General features: G+C 56.5%; 20 protein-coding genes. 13 read left to right on the top strand and 7 right to left on the bottom strand.

Features of this window, described 5'->3' with window-relative positions:
• Window positions 1-14: 14 nt before the first annotated feature.
• The 7 genes from GH722_18005 to GH722_17975 form a co-directional block, all read right to left on the bottom strand.
• Window positions 15-1175, bottom strand: coding sequence for a mandelate racemase (locus GH722_18005; protein ID MRG73662.1), 1161 nt, complete (start codon window positions 1173-1175; stop codon window positions 15-17).
• Between the two features lie 131 nt (window positions 1176-1306).
• Entirely contained in the window at window positions 1307-2566 is a 1260-nt protein-coding gene (locus GH722_18000; protein ID MRG73661.1) for an aminotransferase class I/II-fold pyridoxal phosphate-dependent enzyme, read from the bottom strand.
• Window positions 2567-2664: 98 nt separating this feature from the next.
• On the bottom strand, window positions 2665-4005 hold the full coding sequence (locus GH722_17995; protein ID MRG73660.1) for a hypothetical protein: 1341 nt from the start codon (window positions 4003-4005) through the stop codon (window positions 2665-2667).
• Entirely contained in the window at window positions 3920-4777 is an 858-nt protein-coding gene (locus GH722_17990) for an ATP-binding cassette domain-containing protein (GenBank protein MRG73659.1), read from the bottom strand. The genes GH722_17995 and GH722_17990 overlap by 86 nt, the downstream gene beginning before the upstream one ends.
• Window positions 4778-4782: 5 nt before the next feature.
• A complete protein-coding gene (locus GH722_17985; GenBank protein ID MRG73658.1) occupies window positions 4783-5547 on the bottom strand; it encodes an ABC transporter permease subunit in 765 nt (254 codons plus the stop codon).
• Between the two features lie 118 nt (window positions 5548-5665).
• Window positions 5666-6652 carry an aliphatic sulfonate ABC transporter substrate-binding protein gene (locus tag GH722_17980; GenBank protein ID MRG73657.1) on the bottom strand — a complete coding sequence of 329 codons (987 nt, stop codon included), beginning with the start codon at window positions 6650-6652 and terminating at the stop codon, window positions 5666-5668.
• 157 nt (window positions 6653-6809) lie between these two features.
• The gene (locus GH722_17975; GenBank protein ID MRG73656.1) at window positions 6810-7526 is read right to left on the bottom strand and encodes a helix-turn-helix domain-containing protein; all 717 of its coding nucleotides are present in this window, start codon (window positions 7524-7526) and stop codon (window positions 6810-6812) included.
• Between the two features lie 102 nt (window positions 7527-7628).
• On the opposite strand from GH722_17975, the gene GH722_17970 reads away from it, so the two are divergent.
• From GH722_17970 to GH722_17910, 13 genes are all read left to right on the top strand, one after another.
• Window positions 7629-8645, top strand: a complete 1017-nt coding sequence (locus GH722_17970) for an EamA family transporter (protein MRG73655.1) — start codon at window positions 7629-7631, stop codon at window positions 8643-8645.
• An 83-nt stretch (window positions 8646-8728) separates the two neighbouring features.
• Complete coding sequence (locus GH722_17965) at window positions 8729-9667, top strand: exopolyphosphatase (GenBank protein ID MRG73654.1); 939 nt, start codon at window positions 8729-8731, stop codon at window positions 9665-9667.
• Window positions 9668-9766: 99 nt separating this feature from the next.
• Entirely contained in the window at window positions 9767-10480 is a 714-nt protein-coding gene (locus GH722_17960; protein ID MRG73653.1) for a hypothetical protein, read from the top strand.
• A 540-nt stretch (window positions 10481-11020) separates the two neighbouring features.
• A complete protein-coding gene (gene tssB, locus GH722_17955; GenBank protein MRG73652.1) occupies window positions 11021-11581 on the top strand; it encodes a type VI secretion system contractile sheath small subunit in 561 nt (186 codons plus the stop codon).
• Window positions 11582-11638: 57 nt separating this feature from the next.
• Entirely contained in the window at window positions 11639-13090 is a 1452-nt protein-coding gene (gene tssC, locus GH722_17950; protein MRG73651.1) for a type VI secretion system contractile sheath large subunit, read from the top strand.
• A gap of 54 nt (window positions 13091-13144) precedes the next feature.
• The gene (hcp, locus tag GH722_17945) at window positions 13145-13630 is read left to right on the top strand and encodes a type VI secretion system tube protein Hcp (GenBank protein ID MRG73650.1); all 486 of its coding nucleotides are present in this window, start codon (window positions 13145-13147) and stop codon (window positions 13628-13630) included.
• Between the two features lie 32 nt (window positions 13631-13662).
• Window positions 13663-14139 (top strand): type VI secretion system baseplate subunit TssE, encoded by a 477-nt coding sequence (gene tssE / locus GH722_17940; GenBank protein MRG73649.1) that lies wholly within the window; start codon window positions 13663-13665, stop codon window positions 14137-14139.
• A complete protein-coding gene (gene tssF / locus GH722_17935; GenBank protein ID MRG73648.1) occupies window positions 14132-15943 on the top strand; it encodes a type VI secretion system baseplate subunit TssF in 1812 nt (603 codons plus the stop codon). Before tssE ends, tssF begins: the two co-directional genes overlap by 8 nt.
• On the top strand, window positions 15907-17037 hold the full coding sequence (gene tssG, locus GH722_17930; GenBank protein MRG73647.1) for a type VI secretion system baseplate subunit TssG: 1131 nt from the start codon (window positions 15907-15909) through the stop codon (window positions 17035-17037). The genes tssF and tssG overlap by 37 nt, the downstream gene beginning before the upstream one ends.
• 107 nt (window positions 17038-17144) lie before the next feature.
• Complete coding sequence (gene tssH / locus GH722_17925) at window positions 17145-19796, top strand: type VI secretion system ATPase TssH (GenBank protein MRG73646.1); 2652 nt, start codon at window positions 17145-17147, stop codon at window positions 19794-19796.
• 30 nt (window positions 19797-19826) lie between these two features.
• Window positions 19827-21881, top strand: coding sequence for a type VI secretion system tip protein VgrG (gene tssI / locus GH722_17920; protein MRG73645.1), 2055 nt, complete (start codon window positions 19827-19829; stop codon window positions 21879-21881).
• A complete protein-coding gene (locus GH722_17915; protein ID MRG73644.1) occupies window positions 21881-22699 on the top strand; it encodes a hypothetical protein in 819 nt (272 codons plus the stop codon). The genes tssI and GH722_17915 overlap by 1 nt, the downstream gene beginning before the upstream one ends.
• Window positions 22686-23111 (top strand): hypothetical protein, encoded by a 426-nt coding sequence (locus GH722_17910; GenBank protein ID MRG73643.1) that lies wholly within the window; start codon window positions 22686-22688, stop codon window positions 23109-23111. The genes GH722_17915 and GH722_17910 overlap by 14 nt, the downstream gene beginning before the upstream one ends.

Genomic DNA, 23111 nt, shown 5'->3' with positions numbered 1-23111 from the left:
CTAAGATTCGGGTTCTAATCAAGTAGTGGTTTCAGGACTTCATTATAAAGTTTGGAGCGGGTTTCCCATCCCATACCGGGGGCTTCGCACGGTGCAACCATGCCGTTTTCGACGACAGCATCGTCGCTGAAGCCGCCATAGGGCTGGAAGACCAGCGGATAGTTTTCGGTGCCACCCAGTTCCAGACCGGCAGCCAGTCCCAGACCCAGCAGCAGACCGCCATGCGGTGAGCAGGATTCGGGCTTCCAGCCAAGGGGCCGGGACAGTTCTACAATGCGGATGAATTCTGTGGGGCCGTAAGCCATGCTGGGATCCCACTGAACAACATCACGATCCGGGCGCAGTCCGCCGAACCGCAGCAGATTCTTTGCATCCTGTCGTGAGAAACAGTTCTCGCCGGTTGCGATGGGGTGAGGATAGCGGTCAGCCAGATCTGTTTGCAGTTCAAAGTCCAGACTGTCACAGGGTTCTTCGAACCATGCCAGTTTGTACGGCTCAAGTGCTTCGGCATAGGCCATGACCCGTTCCCGGTTCAGTCCGGCATTGGCATCAACAGCCAGGTTGCCTTCGCCAACGATGGCCTGTGCAACTTCGATACGTTCGATATCTTCTGCAACGCTGGCACCGCCAATCTTCATCTTGCAGAGCTTGTAGCCCTGATCGAGATAGCCCTTCATCTCGTCGCGCAGCCCGGCATTGCCTTTTTCCGTGTAATAGCCGCCACCCGGATAGGCATTGACCAGACTGAGGGCCTTGCCGCCATTATGGCGACGGGCAACTTCGCGGTAGAACGGCACTTCCCTGGCTTTGCAGATTGCGTCCCAGATGGCGATATCAACTGCGGCGACGGCATGGGCGCGGTCGCCGTGGCCACCAACCTTTTCATTCTTCATCAGGCAGTCATGCAGCAGATGCGGATCGATATAGCCATCCGCATCGAGCAGGCTGTCCGGGTCGGCTTCCATAAGCCGCGGCATGATCCGTTCACGCAGAACCTCGCCGACGGCGTAGCGTCCGTTCGAGGTGTAGCCGTAGCCGATGACGGGCTTGCCGTCGACGATCACATCGGTTTCCACAGCAACAAGACTGAGGGTGATTTTGCTGAAATCGATGACCGCATTGCGGATATTGGATTTGATGCCAGCTGTCTTCTCGACAATTCGGGTAATGCGCATTGTGGGTTTATGTCCGGTCTGCAGTGGTGCCAGCCTGACACAGACGCGAACCCGAAGCGACTTACGCAGAAGGCGCAGTTAGGCCCGGAATCCCGCTGACGCAGGGCTGACAGATATAAAGAGCGGACAATTTACCCGTGCAGCCGGGGGAAGCAAACCAGCTCGACACAGGTACAGAAAATTTCCATAGCGCGGGAAATTTCTTCAACGGACGGCATGGTCGGGGCGAGGCGGAGATTGCTGTCATCCGGATCCTTGCCATAGGGCCAGGTCGACCCGGCGGGTGTCAGCTTCAGCCCTGCTTCATCCGCCCGCCGGACGATTTCTGCGGCACAGCCGGGCAGCACATCGACGCTGACAAAATAACCGCCCTGCGGCGTCGTCCAGGTGGCGATGCCTTTTCCGGCAAGACGCTCGGTCAGAGCTTTTTCAACGGCGGCAAACTTCGGACCGATGATGTCTGCATGGCCATTCATCAGATGATGCATGCCTGCCAGGTCCTGAAAGAACTTCACATGGCGGAGCTGGTTGATCTTGTCGGGACCGATGGTCTGAAAGCTCATTTTCCTTGCGAGGTCGGCGATGGTGGCTTTTGAGCCAGCGACCACCGCCACACCCGCACCGGGCCAGGTGATCTTCGAGGTTGAGCCGAACAGGATCGGGCGGTTCTCCGTCCCGGCTGCGCGACAGGTCTTCAGAATGTCCTTAACTTTCGCGGCCCCGCCGCCGAGATGGTGCAGGGTATAGGCGTTGTCCCACAAAATTTTGAAATCTGTGGCGGCGGGCTTCAGGGCGGCCAGCCGGTCGACTGTTTCGTCAGAATAGACCACGCCTGTGGGGTTGGAGTATTTCGGGACACACCAGATGCCGCGAACATCCGGGCGGCTGGAAACAAGTTCCTCAACCGCGTCCATGTCCGGGCCGGTATCTGTCATCGGCAGGGGGATCATGTTGATGCCAAGCTGTTCGCAGACAGCGAAATGCCGGTCATAGCCGGGAACCGGGCACAGGATTGAAACCTGTTCTTCCTGGCTCCATGGCCGGGGGCTGTCGGGGAAGCCGAACAGCAGGGCACCGGCAAGGACGTCATACATCAGGTTAAGGCTGGAGTTCCCGCCGATGATGATCTCGTCAGGGGCGACTTCCATGAAACCGGCGAACAGGGCTTTTGCTGCGGGGATGCCGTGACCGATACCGTAGTTCCGGTAATCCTGCCCGTCGACATCTGCGCATTCTTCTGCGGTCAGGATATTCAGCATCCCGTTGCTAAGGTCGAGTTGTTCCGGCGCCGGTTTGCCACGGGTCATGTCGATGGTGGCGTTGGCGCGTTTCAGGGTGCTGAAGCGGTCGCGGGCGGCCGCCAGCAATTCTGTTGTTTCCTGAACATCCATTCCCGGCTCCTGCGCAGATCTGATTCTGCGTCGGGTATTGCGCCGGTCCATGCCGGAGTCAACGCAATGATTGGAGCGGTTTCAATTCCGGGTAAGGGTCAGTCCTTCGGTCCGGCAGTTGCCTGATAAAGCTGCTCTGCCACCGTCAGCAGGGCGTCGTCATGCTGACGGGCGGCTATAAGCTGAACACCAACAGGCAACCCCTGATGATCACTGACAGGTACGGTAATCGCGGGCTGACCGGTCAGCGACCAGAGCCGCTGCGGACTTCTTGATCCGGTTCCGTCAGACAGCAGGGGAGCAACGCCGGTGGTTGCGGGCATGATCAGAACATCATCACCAATCAGATCGTCGATCTGTGCGGCGATCTGGCTTCTCAGAGAGAGCGCCTGATCGAGGTCTGTCGAGTTGAGATCTCGGCCTTTGACGATCAGACCGGCGACACGTTCGCTCATCAGGTCGCCTGAGCGGTCGAAGTCCGCGCCATGCGAGCGGGACATTCCTGCTGCCAGAATGATTTCCAGAAGCTGCTCTTCCTGACTTGCGATGTTGTCCGGAAGAGACAGGTCTTCTGCCTGCCCATAGTCTGCCGACAGCAGAGATGTAGCCTTGTTGCATGCATCAAACATTGCCGGGTCAATGACGTCGCTGAACCATGGACGCAACTGACGCAGCTTTCCGACTGGAGCCGGGGCGACGGGCCGGTCGGTTAGCACAGTCAGCAGGCGGCGCACCAATGCGGGATCACGGGCGATCAGTCCGATGTGATCCAGTGCGGGTGACAGTGGCATTGCCCCTGACAGGCTGCACAGATTCCAGGTCGGCTTGAACCCGATACAACCGCAATAGGCTGCCGGCCGGATGACCGAGCCGATGGTCTGTGAACCAATGGCAACATCCGTGATTCCGGCCCCGACAGCAGCGGCAGAGCCCTGCGATGAGGCACCGGGGGTCCGGCCGGGGTCATGCGGATTGGTTGTCGGTCCGGTGCGGGCAAGGGCATATTCCGTCGAGACGGTTGTCCCGGCGATCAGGGCATCCGCCGCTTTCAGACGTCTGACCGCAAGAGCGTCGGTATGTGGTATGCGGTCGCGATGAATTTCCGTTCCCCAGCTACAGCGATATCCGCTGACGTCGAAGATTTCCTTCACCGCGACAAGCATGCCGAACAGCGACTGGCGCTGGTCCGGGCTGATACGGTCCAGACAGTCTGCTTCACGTCGCAGCCGCTCCGGCTGAACATCGATGAAGGCCCGGACTGTCGGTTCACGGTCGCCGAGACGTTGCAGAAACGCCTCGACGGCAGTGCGACAACTGGTGCCGGAAGTATCCTTCACCAGGGCTTCGCCGGCCCTAGTCAACGAACGTGCCTTTTCCGCCTTCCAGCTGGAAGGTTTTGGCCAGTTCTTCATCCAGCTGATCGTATACCATTTTCTCATATTTCCTGAATTCGCTGGAGGAGAAATCCCGGGGGTGGGGCAGTTCAATCGGCAGGTCGAGTTTGATCTGCCCGGGTCGTGCGGTCATGACGATGACGCGGTTTGCCAGATAAACTGCCTCCTGCACCGAATGGGTGACGAAGACGACGGTGCGGCGGTTCTTCTGCCAGATCTCAAGTAGCTGATGCTGCAGAAAACGGCGGGTCAGGGCATCCAGCGCACCAAATGGTTCATCCATCAGAATGACGGAGGGATCGGTTGCAAAGACACGGGCAATCGCGACCCGCTGTTTCATACCGCCGGACAGCTCGTTGGTCCGCTTCTCGGCAAAATCCTGCAGACCGACCATGGCAAGATATTCACGTGCCTTGGCATAACGGTCGGCCTTGTTCATGCCCATGCGTTCCAGACCGAAGGAGACATTGTCGATGACATTCAGCCAGGGAAACAGAGCATAATCCTGAAACACCATGCCATGATCGATATCAGGCTCGGTAACTTCATCCTCGCCGATCAGGGCCTTGCCCGTTGACGGGTTGATGAAACCGGCCAGAACATTGAGCAGTGTTGATTTACCACAGCCTGACGGACCGACCAGCGCGATGAAGTCACCGGGGACAAAGTCAATGGCAACGGGATGCAGCGCCTCGACTTCGTTCTCCTCACCGGCATTGAAGGTAACGCCAACATTCTTCACGGATATTCCCTTGGATTTTCCGGTGCTGCCGTCTGTGGAGATGGCTGGATTGGTTATGGTCTCAATGGATGACATGTCGCTTATCCTCCCCAGGAAAATCGGTTGTTGAGCAGTCTGAAGACCGCATCAATGAGGACGCCGAGCACACCGATTGTGACCATGCCGACGAGCACCAGGTCAGAGCGCAGAATTTCCATGCCGTCGGCAATCAGATAGCCAAGGCCGATCTGCGCTGCGACAAGTTCAGCTGCAATGATTGCGGCCCAGCCGGTGCCAAAGGATATCCGCAGCCCGACCACGATGGTTGGCATGGCAGCGGGCAGGATGACCTTGATGAACAGAGACCGGTCATCGTTACAGCCCAGCACCTGCCCGGCGCGGATCAGCACCGGATCGACGCTTTTTACGCCGGAGACCGTGTTCAGCAGAATGGGAAAGAATGTCGCAATAAAAATGATGAAGATCTTGCCGGTCTCGCCAATACCGAACCAGAGAATGGCCAGCGGAATCCAGGCCAGTGGCGAGATCGGGCGGAACAGTTCGATAACCGGATCGACAAGCCGCTCAAACCACCCCCAGCGTCCCATGGCAAGGCCAAGCGGAATGGCAACCAGTGCTGAGAGGGCCCAGGCCGATATCACCCGCCCCAGGCTGGCACCGATATGAATGAACAGTTCTCCGGTGACGACCAGTTCGAAGAAGGATTGTGCGGTCAGCAGAGGTGACGGCAATAGAGTGACATGTGCGTTGGTAAAGCTGACAACCATTTGCCAGATCGTGATAATGAACAGGGCTGCGTACAGATAAGGCAGAACTGTCCCGGCGCGTTTGTTTGATGCGGACATCTTTCCCGGTTTCCCCCTCCCGTTACACCGGGCAAGCCGATGGCGGGTCGATTTGTGAAGTTAACGTTCGCTGAAATCCGGTGCCGCTGCGTGAAATTGCGGCAGCACCGGGATCAGGTCATTTCGGCGCCAGTGCTTTCTTCGCAAAGCTGTCGTCGAATTTCGGATTGTCATCCGGCTTCAGGATATCGGCATCTTTGAGGAACTTTGTGTACGCCTCGATTGTCGATGCTTCAGGGGCTACATCACGGTTGTAGACGGAAATTTTCTCGGCAAGCGCAAACCGGATAACTTCTTCAGGGAAGCCGATCTGTTTGGCCCACATTTTTACGGCCGCTTCCTCGTTTGCCAGAATGAAGTCAATGGCTTCGACGATAGAGCCGATCAGGTCCTGAACCAGTTCCGGGCGTGCCGCGATGAAATCTTCACGGGCATAAACGCCGTTACCAATGTAATGACCGGCCTTGATCGGCAGAATCTTCTCGGCCTTCAGCAGGACTTTCGAAGTTCCGGCGGCGAGAGCATTGGAGACATGTGGATCCCAGGTGATACCTGCATCGACGCTTTTGTTGGCCAGCAGGGTCGGGACATCAGAGCCCTTGGTCTTGAACAGCTGCACGTCGTCCAGGCTCAGTCCGGCATCAGCCAGCGCCTTGACCAGCAAAGGATATTGCTGTGAGCCCTTGCCGGGGAACGCGATCTTTTTGCCCTTCAGTTCAGCGACAGTCTTGATGCCGGAATCTGCGGGGATAATGATTGCGGTCTGCTCCAGGATCGAGATGGCGAGCAACTTGGCCGGAAGCCGTGCGGCGGCGACGATTGCCGGGCCCATTCCCGCCGAGGCAATCTGCAGTTCACCGGCAGCCAGTGCCTGATTTTCCGGTGCACCATAGGAGAACACCTTAAACTCGATTTTAACGTCATGCTTCTTCTCGATCTTGTCGAGGAGCCCCATCTCCCGGGCGATGTAGATCGGCATGGTCGCGGGCTGTGTGCCGAAATTGATGGTGTCCGTAGCGGAAGCGGTGGCGAGAGGCAGGCTGCAGGCCACAGCTGAACCGAACAAAGCTCCGATAACTGTTCTGGTAAACGATCTGCGCGACATATCAGTTTTCCCTGTCGTTGTTTTTAGGTCGTTGAGCCCGTTTCAAGGAACCAGGCCAACCGGCTCCGATCCTTCAGGACATATCGACAGGGTTCGGGTATCTGATTTCAAAGTCAATAAAAATTGTGACGAGGCGTCACAATTTTACAAATTATGATCAGGTCGGGTCTGACAGGACCGTTTGCAGGCGACCTGCTGCCGCACGCAGGGTGGCGAGCCGGTCAAGCGCCTGTTTGATATTGAATCTCGGTTCCGGGGCATGAACGCCCAGACCGGCAATAACCAGACCATCCGCATTGCGAACGGGAACGGCGAGGGCGATGAGGCCAATGGCGTCTTCCTGATTATTGATCGAGTAGCCCTGGGCCACGATCTGCGCCAGTTGTGCTTCCAGAACACCGGGATCGGTGATGGTGTGTTTGGTATAGCGACGCAGGTCAGCGGTTTTCAGAATCCGCTGCTGGGCGTCTTCTTCCTGATGCGCCAGAAGCAGCTTTCCGATGGCCGTACAATGGACCGGGACCCGGCTGCCAGCCTGAAGCTGAACGCGAAGCGGCCAGTCACATTCTACCCGGTCAATATAGAGGACTTCATGATCGTCGAGGATGCCGACATTGCAGGTTTCATTAATCTCACCAACGAGATCCTGAAGGATTGCGCGGGTGCCCGTGGCGTTGCCGGCAGAGACCGTGTTGATTGCCAGTGTCTTCAGCCGGGGGCCGACCCCGAAACGTTCGCGATGCGGGTCTTTCTGCAGCAGCCCGAGTGCTTCCAGTTGCTGGACTGTCCGGTGAATGGTCTGTCTGGGCAGTTCCAGTTCATGCGAGATATCTGCAATGCTGAGAGGGCGGCCATTCTTGGTAATGGCTTCCATCACCGACAGCGCCTTCTGAATGGCGGAGTTGGTTTCCACTTTGTCCGACACGGATGAGTGTTCCTGTTATTGTTTTGAATATTTTGTGAAAAATGTGACGTGATGTCACGATCTGTTTCGGGGGCGCTTGATAGGCAGGCTGTCGCCCTTTGTCACGCAGTGTCGGTTTGGCAAAAGTCGGTGAGCGGTGCAAAAGGGAAAGAGAAACAGTTTGTGCCCTTCACGAGGCGTTTGATGACTTCCTCTTCAGACCGGCCGGTCACCGCCATTTTACTGATTACCGGCGCGACACTGATTCTGGTGGCAATGGATGCCTGTATGAAATGGCTGGTGGCTGATTACCCGGTCAGTCAGGTGCTGTTCATGCGGACCGTGATCGGACTGGTCCCGACACTGGTCTATATATGGTTCACCTGGCAGCCGGGTGCCCTGCGGATCAGAAGCTTGCGGGCGCATGTTCTGCGTATCGGTTCTGCCCTGATTGCCATGTTTGCGTTTTTTACGGCGATTACCGAAATGGAACTGGCGGCGATTACCTCTGTTGTTCTGGCGGCGCCGGTCTTCATCACACTTTGTTCCATCCTGATGCTCGGCGAAAAGGTGGGCTGGCGACGGTGGGCGGCGGTGGTTACGGGATTCGCCGGTGTTATTGTCATTCTGCAGCCGACCTCTGAGGGACTGGTACAGCCGGTAACCCTGCTGGCGCTGGTTGCAACACTTGCCTATGCGCTGATGCAGATATTTACCCGTCAGTATGCCCTGTCTGAAACGGCTTCGTCGATGATGCTGTATCTCGCATTGACGGTGATCTTCGTGACGGGTGTGGTTGCGCTGCCGGACTGGCGGACGCCGCCGGTTTCGGACCTGCCGGTTATTCTGATTGCAGGTGTCTGTTATGGCGCAGGCGTCATCATTCTGACGCTTGCCTATCGCCTGGCTGAAGCGTCGCTGATCGCTCCTTTTGATTATCTTTCGTTAATCTGGGCGATTCTGATCGGTTATCTGGTCTGGGGGGATATACCGACGGGGCTGATGCTTTCCGGGGCGGGGATCATTGCCGTCAGCGGAATTTTCATCCTTCGCCGGCAGGCGGTGCGGGAGGATGAGGGCGGCGGGTGATCTGTTGTAAATGAACTTGTTTCGGGTACATTGCATGCAGTGTTGGAGTAGTGCGGAGCACATTCCGTTCGGGAGAGCATGTTTTGAGTGAAGATAAGAAAAAATTTCGCCTTGTGACACGTAGTGACTTTGACGGGCTCGTTTGCGCGGTCCTGTTCAAGGAGCTTGGTATGATCAACGATATCAAGTTCGTCCATCCCAAGGACATGCAGGATGGCACAATTGACATAACGGCCAATGATATCACCACCAACCTGCCCTACGTGGCTGGCGCACATCTGGCGTTCGACCATCATCTGAGCGAAACGCTCCGCCTTGATGAGATACCCGAGAATTACATAACAGTTCCGGACGCGCCATCTGCTGCCCGTGTGGTCTATGACTATTACGGTGGCAAGGAAGCTTTCCCCACGGTCTCTGAAGAAATGATGGAAGCCGTCGATAAGGGGGATTCCGCGCAGCTCAGCGAAGACGAGATTATCAAGCCGAATGGCTGGATCCTGCTGAACTATCTGATGGATGCGCGCACCGGGCTTGGCCGTTTCCGGCATTTCCGTATTTCCAATTATCAGCTCATGATGGAGCTGATCGATATGTGCCGCACTCAGGATATCGAGGATATTCTGTATAATCCGGATGTACGTGAGCGTGTTGTCGAGTACATGGAACAGGCTGGCCCTTTCAAGGAGCAGCTTAAACGCTGTGCAAAGATTGACGGCAATGTGCTGGTCCTTGATCTGCGCGAGGAAGACACGATCCATGTCGGCAACAGGTTCATGATTTATGCCCTGTTCCCGGAAGTGAATGTGTCCATCCATGTCATCTGGGGGCTGCGTCAGCAGAATACGGTGTTTGCTATCGGTAAATCGATCACCAATCGTTCAAGCAAATCGAATATCGGTGAAATTTGCCTCGGATATGGCGGCGGCGGACATGAGAATGCCGGTACGATGCAGGTTGAGAATGATGTTGTGTCGGAACGTCTGGCAGAAGTGACAGCCCGTCTGAAGGCTGACGGATAGTTCCTGCCGGTCTTTCGGGAGGGATGACGGCCGGGTTGATCCGGTCGTCGCCGTCTCAGACATGATGAGACGTGACTCAAACGCGGCGGAGCGACGTTGATGACGTTGGCTTTGACAGCAACTTCCCGGGCGGCGGCTCCTTTTCAGAAGGCCGGTCTGCCATCTGACCCGCCGGTCCGGAGCCCGCGGCCAGAGGGCCTTTCGGCTGCGCCGGGCGCACAATCCCCAGCCTACAGTATATCAGATCAACGGCTGTCGTCGGACAATGCGGTCATCGCACAGTCCGAAACAGAAGCGGAAGCTGACCCCAATCAGCTGACCGAAGAAGAGCAGGAAATTGTCGATGATCTCCGGCAACGGGACCGGGAAGTGCGGCAGCATGAGCAGGCGCATGCTGCGAAAGGTGGTCCTTACGCGGGCTCTCCCAGTTACGATACCGTGCGTGGGCCGGATGGTGCCAGTTACGCGGTCGGCGGGGAGGTGAAGATTGATGCTTCGCCGGTGCGGGGAGACCCGGAAGCGACCATCCGTAAAATGGAAGTCGTGAAGCGGGCAGCTCTGGCACCGTCGGAGCCATCTGCTCAGGACCGGGCCGTAGCCGCCCAGGCTGATGCCCAGAAAGCGCAGGCCCAGGCAGAACTCCGGCAACAGCGGGCCGAGGAGAGAGGGGAGGGGAATTCGCCTTTCGAAACGGCAGCGGCAGAAGATGTTGCCACATCATACAGGGCGGGCGGGATGATAGACCGTTACAGACAGGCTGCTGAACTGGCCGCTTCAGAGAGGGCAAAGGGGCGGCTGGGGCTTATTGCCTGACCATGGTCCAGATGCTCAAGTATACTATAGTAAAAGTGTCGCTTTATTTCTTTTTAATACTGTCAATTAATTAAATAAGTTTCTTTCCGGTTTTGTTTACCGGCTTCGGCGCGGTTGTATAGATTGGTTAACGCGACAGCGCAGAAAATTCTCTGTATTACAGGCCTTTATGAAACTGCCGTTAACCTTTCTGGCGGGAATGGCTGGCTCCGGATGGCTGGATTACACTTTCAGGCCGCCTGATTCAGGCAATCATCTCTGTTAACCATATAGTTTAACCATAATAAAAATCGTTAACCATTTTTCTGTGTTCGATCATGTCTTTGTCTGAAGATATTGCCGAAAAAATTTTCATAATCCATAAAGCTTATAAAAAACAATATATTGTCCTGAATTTTAGGTATGGTTGAAACGACTCGAAATCATTGTTTTGGGCGGGTTGGCTATAGTGCTCGAAAGATTTACATGAAGTGTTTACAGGTTAATCCAAAGGGCTTATAAAGATTACCAAGTAATTAAGCCGCAACTGGGGGCTTCAGCATGAGCGAGAGTGTACAACATAAACTGGGTCGGGTTCGGCCTCCACGTGTCCAGATCACTTATGATGTGGAAATCGGCAACGCGATCCTGATGAAGGAACTGCCGTTCGTCGTCGGGATCATGGCAGACCTTTCCGGTAAGCCGGAAGAGGCGCTTCCAAAAGTTCGGGATCGCAAGTTCGTCGAAATCGATCGCGATAATTTTAACGATATTCTGGGTTCAGTTAATCCGCGGATTGCCTATCGCGTCCCCAATCGCCTGACAGAAGGTGACGAGGATGCGGAAGCCGGTGACATGCTCAATGTGGAGCTGAAGTTCAGCCATATTGATGATTTCGAACCGGTCGCCGTGATCAACCAGGTGAACCCGCTTCGCCAGTTGTTCGAAGCGCGCCAGCGGCTCAGCGATCTGCTGACCAAGCTGGATGGCAACGATGAACTCGACGCTCTGTTGCAGGACGTCATCGCTAATTCCGAAAGTCAGAGCGAGCTCACGAAAGAACTCGACTCTGGTGATAAGGGTGGCGACGACGCCGGCAAGAAGGGTAAAGGCAAGAAATAGGGGGCAGCCGGTATTCAGCCGCTGAAAGCGGCGTCGGCTCAACTGGGAGTTTAGACCATGGCGGATGAAGCACAGGAAAAGAGCCTTCTGGACAAGATTCTGTCTGACGGCAAACTGGCGCGTAAGGAAGAACAGGAAGCTTACGCAAAGGATCTCGTTGGCGAATTTGTCAAACAGGTGCTGGATGCGGGCGATACGGCCTCCAGTGACGTTGAGGCCTTTCTTGTCGGACGGATTGCCGACCTCGACAGGCTGATTACGGCCCAGCTCAATGAAATCATGCATGCCGAGGATTTCCAGAAGATGGAATCCTCCTGGCGTGGCCTGCATTTCCTCGTGATGAATACGGAAACCGGAACGCAGCTCAAACTGCGTCTGATGAACATCACGAAGAAAGAGCTGCTGACCGATCTGCAGAAAGCGGTTGAGTTCGATCAGAGCGCTCTGTTCAAGAAGATCTATGAAGAAGAATATGGCACCTTCGGTGGCAGTCCCTACAGCTGCCTCGTTGGTGACTTCGATTTCACCCGGCATCCGCAGGATATGGCGTTGCTGGAACTGATCTCGGGTGTGGCTGCGGCTGCTCATGCACCGTTTCTTGCCGCTGCCGGCCCGTCGCTGTTCGATCTGGACAGCTGGACCGAACTGGGTGTGCCCCGTGACCTCTCAAAGATCTTCGAGAGTGCGGAAGTCATCAAATGGCGCTCGTTCCGGGATAGCGAAGACAGCCGTTACGCCTCGCTTTTCCTTCCCCGTGCGCTGCTCCGCCTGCCTTATGGCAAGGACACCGTTCCGGTTGAAGGCGTGGACTTCGAAGAAGACACGGATGGTACGGATCACGGCAAATATCTCTGGGGTAACCCGGCATGGCTGATGGCCCAGCGTATCACGCAGGCCTACGCCCAGCATGGCTGGGTGGCCGCGATCCGCGGTGTCGAAGGCGGTGGTATCGTGCGCGGTCTGCCAACCCATACCTTCAAGACTGATGAAGGTGACATTGCACTGAAATGCCCGACCGAGATTGCGATTACCGACCGTCGGGAGAAAGAGCTTTCCGATCTCGGGTTTATATCGCTGGTGCATTGCAAGGGTACGGATTACGCCGCGTTCTTCGGTGGGGCGACAACCCAGAAGCCGAAGGTCTACAATACGAATGAAGCGAATGCGAATGCCCGTCTGTCGGCCTCGCTGCCCTACATTCTGAATGCTTCGAGGTTCGCGCATTACATCAAGGCGATCATGCGTGACAAGATCGGCAGCTTCATGACCCGTTCCAATGTTGAGGAATTCCTCAACACCTGGATTGCGAACTACGTGTTGCTGACGGACGAAGCACCGCAGAATACCAAGGCGAAGTATCCACTGCGCGAAGCGCGTATCGATGTGTTCGATGTTCCGGGCAAGCCCGGGGTCTATCGGGCGACAGTTTTCCTCAAGCCGCATTTCCAGCTTGAAGAACTGACGGCATCTATTCGTCTGGTCGCGGATCTTCCGCCGCCGGCCGAATAAGGCCCCATTCGATACAGTAGTTAAACAGCTCGGCTCCAGGGGAGTAGACAGGTTATGGACGGATTAGTTCTCAAAATTCCCAATATTAACGGCGAATGCAAACTCGACGGCTACAAGGATCAGATCACCTGTCTGTCCTACAGCCACGGTGTTTCGATGCCGATTTCATATGACGTGTCGAATGCCGGCCGTTCACGGGGACGTGCCGAACATCAGGCATTTTCGGTTACCAAATACATGGACAAGGCAACACCGACACTGAACTTCAAGTGCAATATCGGTGCAAATCTGGGGACCGTTGAATTCCGCGTCATGCGGACGGATGGTGCCAAGGGCCAGTCCGAGATGATCATCTACAAGTTTGAAGACACCATTCTCTCCTCGATCTCCGTCTCCGGTGGCGGTGGTGATACGCCGGTTGAGAACCTGTCCTTCAACTATTCGAAGATCTATTGGGACTACAAGGTTCAGGGCGAAGACATGAAGAGCCCGGGTAACGCCGCGGCCGAATGGGACCTGGCAATCAACAAGGGTTCCTGATCGGCACCTGCTGATCACGGAGGTATTTGGCAATGCGTCGACCAAGGGTTTCCCATGGCGGCGCATTGCCGCTTTTCGACAGGCTTACCGACGAGGATCGCGAGGTCACCCGCGAGATCAATCCCTATCGTACGCTCTCGGTTGAAGAGGTCCGGGCGTCGGTTGTTGCAGAAACCGACGCGCTGTTTAACACCCGCAATCCCCTGTCGATTGAGGAGCTGGAGCGCCGGGGTGAACTGACGGCGCTGGAATATGGTGTCCCCGACCTCGTTGATTTCTCCCCGCAATATCTGGAAGACCGCCGGCGCATGGCGCGGGTCTACCGGGATATTCTGCAAACCTTTGAACCTCGGCTGCATGATGTGCGGATCACGGTCGAGGAACTCTCTGACAACAGGCAGAAGCTGGTGATGCGGGTGGATGGCAATGTCCGGATTGGTGATGTGATGGCACCATTATCCTTTCCGGTGGTGATTGAGCAGGGAGCTGCGGGACAGACTGATGGCTGACTTCAACGCGGAAATGCTCGACCATTATCAGCGCGAGCTGAGCTACCTCCGGCATTCCGGAGCGGCTTTTGCACAGCGCTACCCGAAAGTTGCCAACCGTCTTCAGCTCAGTGGTGATGAAAGCCCTGACCCGCATGTCGAACGCCTGCTGGAAAGCTTTGCCTTTTTGACGGCACGGCTGCAGCAGAATGTGGAGAATGATTTCCCGGAGATCACCACGGCTCTGCTGGGGGTGCTTTTCCCGCAGTTCACCACGCCGATCCCGGCGATGACCGTGGCGAAGTTTGAAGTCGACCCGGATCAGGCCAAGATAACCTCCGGCCACCCGATCGCCCGTGAGACTCAGTTGTTTGCCGAGACGGGGCAGGGGATCGTCTGCCGTTTCCGCACCTGCTATCCGGTGACACTCTGGCCGGTGAAGATTTCGCAGGCCGTTTTTGAGCCGACGGACAAGTATGATTTTCTCGATGATGCACCGGATATAGCGACGGTGCTGCGGTTGCGGGTGGAGACACTGGGTGATCCGCTGAGTGATCTCGAAATGACGTCCCTGCGGTTCTATCTGAATGGTGTTCCAACCACGACCAGCGACATTTATGAGCTGCTGTTCGCCCATCTGAGGCGGGTCGCCATTCTGGTGGATGACGAGAAGCGCCCGCGTTACCTGCCGGACACTGCCGTTCGTCCGGTTGGTCTGGAGCAGGATGAGGCGGTTATGCCCTATCCGGATCAGGGGCATCCAGGCTATCGCCTGCTGATGGAATATTTCAGTTATCCCGAGAAGTTCCACTTCTTTGATGTGGATGGTCTGGATACGTCAAAGGTTTCGAAGCATTTCGATATTCTGTTTTTGCTGGACCAGCCGAAGCCGCGTCGCCTGTCGCTGGCGGAAGATACATTCCAGCTTGGCTGTGCGCCGGTGATCAATCTATTCCGCAAGACATCAGAGCCGATCCGCCTCGACCATCGCCGCACCGAATACCGTCTGTCGCCTGACCTGCGCCGCGAAGACACCACTGAAATCCATTCTATCGAACGGGTTTCCGCATCGTCTGACGCGAGTACGGAACTGGAGATCGTGGCACCGTATTTTGCCTATGATCACCATATGGAAGGTGCCGGACAGGAGTCCTTCTGGTTCGCTCGGCGACGCTATTCCAGCCGGGAAGATATCCGGGGCACGGAAATGCATGTCTCCTTCGTGGATCTGGATATGGACCCGTCAGAGCCGCCCAGTCAGACGGTCTTTGCGCATACGCTTTGCACCAACCGGCTGCTGGCCGAACAGGTACCGCCGGGTGCCGAACTGCATATCGAAGAGACGGTGCCCGTCAAATATATCAAATGCCTGCATGCGCCAACGCCACCACGTTACCCTCCGATGGGGGGCGATACCTACTGGCGGCTGATTTCGCATCTGTCGCTGAACTATCTGTCCCTGTCGGAAGGCGGGCCGAAGGCGCTGGCTGCTTTACGGGAAATTCTCAAGCTCTACAGCTTTAATGAAACATCGGCAGTTCATCAGCAGATCAACGGCATCCGGGAAATGACCTGCCGGAAGGTGGTGCGCCGGACCGGGGAAGACGCCTGGCGGGGGTTTGCCCGCGGCACCGCCATTGAACTGTTGTTTGATGAAAGCAACTTCGTCGGCTCCAGTGCCTTTCTGCTGGCCAGTGTACTGAACCGTTTCTTTGGCATGTATGCCTCCTGCAACTCCTTTACCGAGCTCGCGATTACCAGTCGCGACAGAGATGGAATCTGGAAAAAATGGCAACCCGTCGCCGGAACCGAGAGCCTTCTGTAGCGGAGAGTCTGCTCCGCGAGGGACACCGCTTCGAGTTCTTTCAGGCGGTGCGGCTGCTTGAGCGCAATCTGAAGGGTGAGCCTTCTGTCGGTGAACAATCGGTTCCGGGGCGCGAGCGGATCAAATTCAGATCACGTGTCCGGATGGATTTCCCGGCCTCCGATATCAACAAGGTCATCCCGCCGAAGGGTGATGACGAGCGTCACGAACTCGACACCAACTTCCTGCCGGTGGGGGGCTTCAACGGGCCGCTGCCGCAGCCTTATGTTCAGACCCTGCTGGACCGGACGAAGCGTCGTGATTATGCGATGCGGGATTTCATCGATATCTTCCATCACCGGCTGATTTCGGTCTTCTACCGCATCCGCAAGAAACACCGGGTTGCACTGGATCAGAGCCATCCCGGAGAAACCCATTTTACCCGGTACTTCCTGTCTTTTCTGGGGCTCGGCACCAAGGGAACGCTTAACCGTCTCGGTGTATCGACAGCGGCTGATCTGAACCCGGTTGCGGGCAGTGCAAACCGCTCCGAAGAACAGACCGAGGGGCTGCGCAAACTGCTTAACCCCTGGCTGTCACGGACAGCACCGGTTGATGACCGTGCGCTGATCCGCTTTGCAGGACTGCTGAATCAGCGTCCGCGTTCTGCCGTCGGGCTGGAACTTTTCCTGAGCGGGCATTTCAGGATCCCGGTGCAGGTTCGTCAGTTTGCCGGTCAGTGGCACCGCCTGGATGATGACCAGAAGACAGTGCTGGGACGGGGCGGGATGAACAATGTACTGGGCCAGACCGCCACACTGGGTGAAAAGGTCTGGGATAATACCTCCCGCATCGAAATTGAGATCGGGCCGGTCAATTCTGCGACGCAGGCGGATTTGCTGCCATCCGGTTCCGGTTATGCCAGCCTTTGTGCTCTGGCCCGGTTTTATCTTGGTGACAGTACCGATTTTGATATTCGCTATCGAGTTGCTGCCGGTCAGGTGGATCAGATCCGTCTGGGGGCCAACACCCGCCTCGGCTGGACATCCTGGCTGAAGACCGAGGGTGCGGAAGGTGATGACGCACAGGTCTCTGTCAGGCCACGATTCAACTGACGACCCGAAGCAGTCGGCATCACGTCCTTCCTCTGGCCTTTCCTCTGGACTGTCCGGCGTGACGCCGCCACCATCCTGGGTATTACGGATTCACATGCGGCGGGGCTATGGCGCACGACATCAAACTACTGGTCGGAAAACTGAACGGGGTCTGCCGTGAAGCGCTGGAAGGTGCGGCGGAACTCTGTGTCGCCGAAACCAATTATCATGTCGAGATCGAGCATTTCTTTACCCGCCTGATTGAAGCCGATGACTCTGACCTGAAACGTGTGTTGCTGCATTTCCGGCTGCGTCCTGAAGATGTGCTGACTGAGTTGCGGGCTACGCTGGACGGGTTTGAACGGGGCGCGGCACGGACACCGGCATTGTCACGCCATGTTCCGACCCTGCTGTCAGAGGCGTGGAATGTCTCCAGCCTGCGGCTCAATGGCGGCAAGATACGGTCTGCGGCATTACTGCTGGCGCTGTTCGAGGATGACAGTCTGCGCGCACTGGTGATGGAAAACAGCCCGACCCTCGCAACTTTGTCACCCGACCGGCTGAGAGATGCCCTGCCGGAAATCCTGCGTCATTCCATCGAGCAGGACGAGGCGGTGGAATATGATGAGGCCAAGCGTGAAGCGGCCGGCCTTCAGAAGGCTGCGTCGGCGAAGAAAAAGAAAACCGATACGCCGCTGGACCGGGCAAGGGCGAAATCGAAAACCCCCACCCTTGATGAATATGCCATCGACCTGACGGCAGAAGCACGGGCCGGGCGAATTGATCCGATTGTCGGGCGGGATAATGAAATCCGGCAGGTTATCGATGTGTTGTGCCGCCGCCGGCAGAACAATCCCATTCTGACAGGCGAGGCAGGTGTCGGCAAAACCGCCGTGGTCGAGGGATTTGCGCTGCGGGTGGCAGAGGGGGATGTCCCACCCTCGCTGCGTGATGTGGCTGTGCGCAGTCTCGATATCGGCTTGCTGCAGGCGGGCGCTGGTGTACGGGGCGAGTTTGAAGAACGGCTGAGCAAGCTGATCGAAGAGACAAAAGCCTCGGTTGAGCCGGTCATTCTGTTCATCGACGAGGCACATATGCTGATCGGTGCGGGCGGTGCCGCCGGATCGCAGGATGCGGCGAACCTGCTGAAACCGGCGCTGGCACGTGGCGAGTTACGGACCATCGCGGCGACGACATGGGCTGAATACAAACAGTATGTTGAAAAAGACCCGGCACTGGCCCGGCGTTTTCAGGTCGTGCGTGTCGATGAACCTGACGTGGAAACGGCGATTGCGATGATGCGCGGCGTGGCTGAGAAACTGTCCGAGCATCATGGCGTGGATATCGAGGATGAGGCTGTACGTGAAGCTGTACGCCTGTCACATCGCTATATCACCGGGCGTCAGTTGCCGGATAAATGCATCGGTGTACTGGATACCGCAGCAGCGCGGGTGGCGCTGGCCCGTGCAGGTGAACCGCCGGAACTGGAAGATGCCCGCCGTGAAATTCAGCGGCTGGAAACGGAGATCGCGGTTGCCACAAGGTCCGCAGACCGCGGGGTGGAAGATGCGGCACACAGACTGGCTGACTATCAGAAATCGCTGACCCAGGCCCAGTCCACAAAACAGGCGCTTGAAGCCCGCTGGCAGCAGGAAGCTGAACTCGTCAGGGTGATTGAAGCGGAAGAGGGTGATCCGTCACAGGAACGGCTGCGTGAACTGCACGAACTGCAGGGGGACATGCCGCTGGTGCCGATGTCTGTTGATGCTCGTTCCGTGGCAAATGTGGTCGCCGGCTGGACCGGGGTGCCGGTCGGGCGGATGCTGACCGATGAAATAGATGCGGTCCTGGAACTGGAACGCCGCCTGGGGGAGCGGGTCGTCGGTCAGCCGGATGGCCTGCGTGCCATCGCGCGGAGGGTGGCAACCTATCGTGCGGATCTTGGAGATCCGGGGCGTCCGGTAGGAGTGTTCCTGCTGGTCGGACCAAGCGGCGTCGGCAAGACGGAAACCGCACTGGCGATTGCTGACCTGCTCTATGGCGGTGAGCGGCAACTGGTTACAGTCAACCTCAGCGAATATCAGGAATCGCACAGTGTGGCGAAGCTGAAGGGATCACCGCCCGGCTATGTCGGTTACGGCAAGGGTGGTGTGCTGACCGAAGCCGTCCGGCGCAACCCCTACTGCGTGGTGCTGCTGGATGAGGTCGAGAAAGCGCATCCCGATGTGATGGAGAGTTTCTATCAGGTCTTTGACCGTGGTTTCATGGAAGACGGGGAGGGGCTGGAAATCAGTTTTTCAAACGCCCTGTTTCTGCTGACGTCGAATCTGGCGACAGATGCCATCATGGCGGCCTGTGCCGACGGCGGAAGCCCGGATACGGATGCACTGATGCAGGAAATCAGACCGGAGCTGGTGCGACATTTCAAGCCAGCTTTGCTGGGGCGGATGACGATAGCGCCTTATCTGCCGCTTGGCCGCGACCGGTTGCGGGAGATTGTGGAACTTAAACTGGGGCAGATTGTCACCCGTTTCTCGGAACGTCGCCGGGCAGACCTGATTGTCGATCCTTCCCTGATCGACCATATCGCTGATCTTTGTGCGGCACCGGATGCGGGTGCCCGCGAGATTGACCGTCTGCTGACGAACGGCCTGTTGCCGGACCTGTCGGGTGAGGTTCTTCGCCGGATGGCAAACCGGGAGAGTTTCCGCCGGGTCGAGGTCACCCTCGATTCAGACGGCGGTTTCGCCTATCGTTTCTCTGATGAGTCCACGGCATGACGATAACCGATAACGAAGGTACCCGGTGCAATGGCTGACAGCCTGACACAGGACAATGTCTATCTCTCGGTCAATTCTCCGCTGGGGAAAGACAAGCTGATCCTGCGGCAGTTCCACGGTGAGGAACGGATATCCAGCCTGTTCGAGTTTCATCTGGAATGTGTTTCGGTTGATGATGATCTGTCGTTTGAAAAGATCGTCGGCGAACATGCGACCATCACAATGGTCTATCCGGATGGCACGAAGCGGTTCATTGACGGTATCGTCTCCAGCTTCACCCATACCGGCGTTGACCCTGATGTCAGCTATTATGCGGTCGAGATGCGGCCCTGGTTCTGGCTGCTGACGCTGGGTCGGGACTGCCGTATTTTTCAGGAGAAAAGTACGGTCGAGATCATCAAGGCGATCTTTGATGATGCGGGTTTCACGGATTATTCGGATTCCACGACAAAGACCTATTCACCGCGGAATTATTGCGTTCAGTATCAGGAAAGCCCGTTCGAGTTTGTCTGCCGCCTGATGGAAGAAGACGGCATCTTCTACTTCTTCGAACATACCGACGGTGTTCACAAGCTCGTGCTGGCCGATGACGCCGATGCGCATCCCGATTGTCCCTATGTCAGTACCCTGACGATGGCGCCGACCGACCGGGTCGATAGCTATCAGTCCGATGCTATTCTGAGCTGTGCACTCCGTCAGTCCGTGACAACGGGAAAGGTGGCGCTGCGGGATTACAATTATGAAACTCCCAGCACTGACCTGCTGGTCAAGGCAGAGGGCGACTGGAAGCAGGAATATTACGAATATCCCGGCCGTTATGATGCGAAGGCGACTGGCGAGAAGCTGGCGACCCTTCGGCTGGAAGAACTGGAATTCCCGGCGGTTATTCTGAGCGGTGAAACAACAGCACCCTGCCTGACATCCGGACATGTCTTTACCGTGACGGGGCATTCCCGAAAGGATGTCGACAACAAGAAATTCATGCTGACATCAGTCGCCCATCACGCCAGGGACGATCATTACGGCAACAGCTTCAAGGCTATTCCGTCGACAACTCCCTACCGCCCGCTGCGACGGACAGGGAAGCCCCGGATTCATGGTACGCAGACGGCGGTGGTTACCGGTGCCAGCGGGGAAGAAATTTACACCGACAAGTTCGGGCGCATCAAAGTCCAGTTTCACTGGGACCGGGATGGCAAGAAGGATGAGAATACCTCCTGCTGGATCCGGGTGGCGCAGAGCTGGGCCGGGAAAAGCTGGGGTGGCTGGTGGTTGCCCCGGATCGGCATGGAGGTCGTGGTGAGTTTCCTGAACGGAGATCCGGACCGGCCGCTGGTCACAGGTGCCGTCTATAATGGTGAAAATACCCTGCCGCTGGGCCTGCCGGGCGAAATGACGAAAAGCACCATCAAGTCGAACTCAACCAAGGGCGGGGGTGGCTTCAACCAGATCCGGTTCGAGGACAAGAAGGACTCTGAAGAAGTCTATTTCCATGCCCAGAAAGACCATAACCTGACCATCGAGAATGACCGGTTCATGGAGGTGCTGCATGACGAGAAGACAGAAATTACCAATGACCGGACGATAGAAGTCAAGGAAGGCGACGAAAAACACACGGTGACCAAAGGTGATTACACCAAGAAAATTTCTGCCGGTAACCGGACCATTGAAGTCACCAAGGGAAATGAAACCCACAAGGTTGCTGCGGGTACACGGACCTTATCCGTCAAGAAGGACGAAAAGCATACCAATGACGCCAATTTCACCCATCAGGTGAAAGGCAATTATACCCTGAAAATTGACGGAAACCTGACCATCGAGGCGGGTGGATCGATCAAGATCAAGGCCGGAAAAGACATGACCTCTGAAGCAGGTACGGCAATGACCAACAAGGCGGGGACAGAACTGACGGACAAGGCCGGTACTAATCTGACCAGTCAGGCTGGTGCCAACTGGACGGGCAAGGCCGGTGCGAATGTCGAGGTGAAGGCGGGTGCCATGCTGAATGTGAAAGCCAGTGCAACGGGCACGGTTGACGGTGGCGGCATGCTGACGGTCAAGGGCGGCATGGTGAAGATCAACTGATGATGGGCGATGAAACCCTTATTGATCCGGCTGAAGAAGCTGCTTCGGAACCGGCTGCACCTGTGGTCGAGGATATCGAGGAATTCCACGATACCGGTGCGCCAAGTACCCGTTACCGCACGGTAAACGGCAAGCCTGACGGACAGTATGATTCTTTTGATGAGGCTGGGAACCCGACGGGAAGAATGCATTTCCGGGGCGGGGTTCTGCATGGCGAACTGATTGCCTATGGTCCGGGTGGACGGGTGGTGCAGCGGGCAAACTACCGTGATGGCCTGCTGTCCGGCGAGATGCTGAATTATGACCCGCAAGGGCGCCTTGTTCAGAGAATTGATTATCGGAACGGCGTTATTGATGGTGTGATGACGCTATATGCTGCAGGCCGCGAGCAGTCGGTCATCCGTTATCGTGGTGGCCGTAAGGAGGGTATCATGACCGTCTATCATGATAACGGTCGCCCCAGCGCGGAGATGACTTATGCCGCCGACATGCTGAATGGTGAGACCCGGTATTTTGATGATCATGGCCGACTGATCCGCAAAAGCCGCTATGCTGATGATCTGCAGGAAGGCGAGGACCATGAATACTGGGAGGATGGCAGTGTTCGGGTTGAGGCGTTTTATCATGCCGGGCTGTTGAACGGGGTGCGCATTGTCCACCATAAGAACGGCCGGATTCAGGAACGCAGCCACTGGGCAAAGGGTCAGCCGGTTGGCGAGACCGAACAATATGATATGAAAGGTCGTCGTCTTGGGGAAGAAGGCGAGAAGAGAGGCTGGATCGCACGGAAAGTATCAGGGGAGGATGGGCATGGCTGACCGGCCAAGACAGATAATTCTGGATGTACTGAACGAAAAGCAAAAGCATGCATTTAGTCATCTCGCGGCGAAGCTGGTTCTGGCTGACTGGCGGGTGCCGGATGATGAGGATGACTTTGTTCAGAAAATTCGCGCTCATCTGGATATCGATGAAGAGCCGCCACAGGGGGCATTTTTCGCAGATGTGGATTTCTCGGTCTTCGATACCAAGCGTGCGAAGAATGCAACGATGGTGCTGTTATTCCTGATCTCCTATGCGGATCAGCAATTCCATCCCGCTGAAGCCGAATTGCTCGAAGAATGGGCCGGGAAGATGGGCGTGTCACCGGAAGAAGCTGAACGCATGCGTGCCTGGTCGGAAGAACATATCGAACAGATGCGACAGATCATCGAACTGCTGGGCGAAGACTGA

The organism is Alphaproteobacteria bacterium HT1-32, from assembly GCA_009649675.1.
GTDB lineage: Bacteria > Pseudomonadota > Alphaproteobacteria > Rhodospirillales > HT1-32 > HT1-32.
The sequence above is the reverse complement of the archived record's forward strand: the minus strand, read 5'-3'. Positions and strand labels throughout refer to the sequence as shown.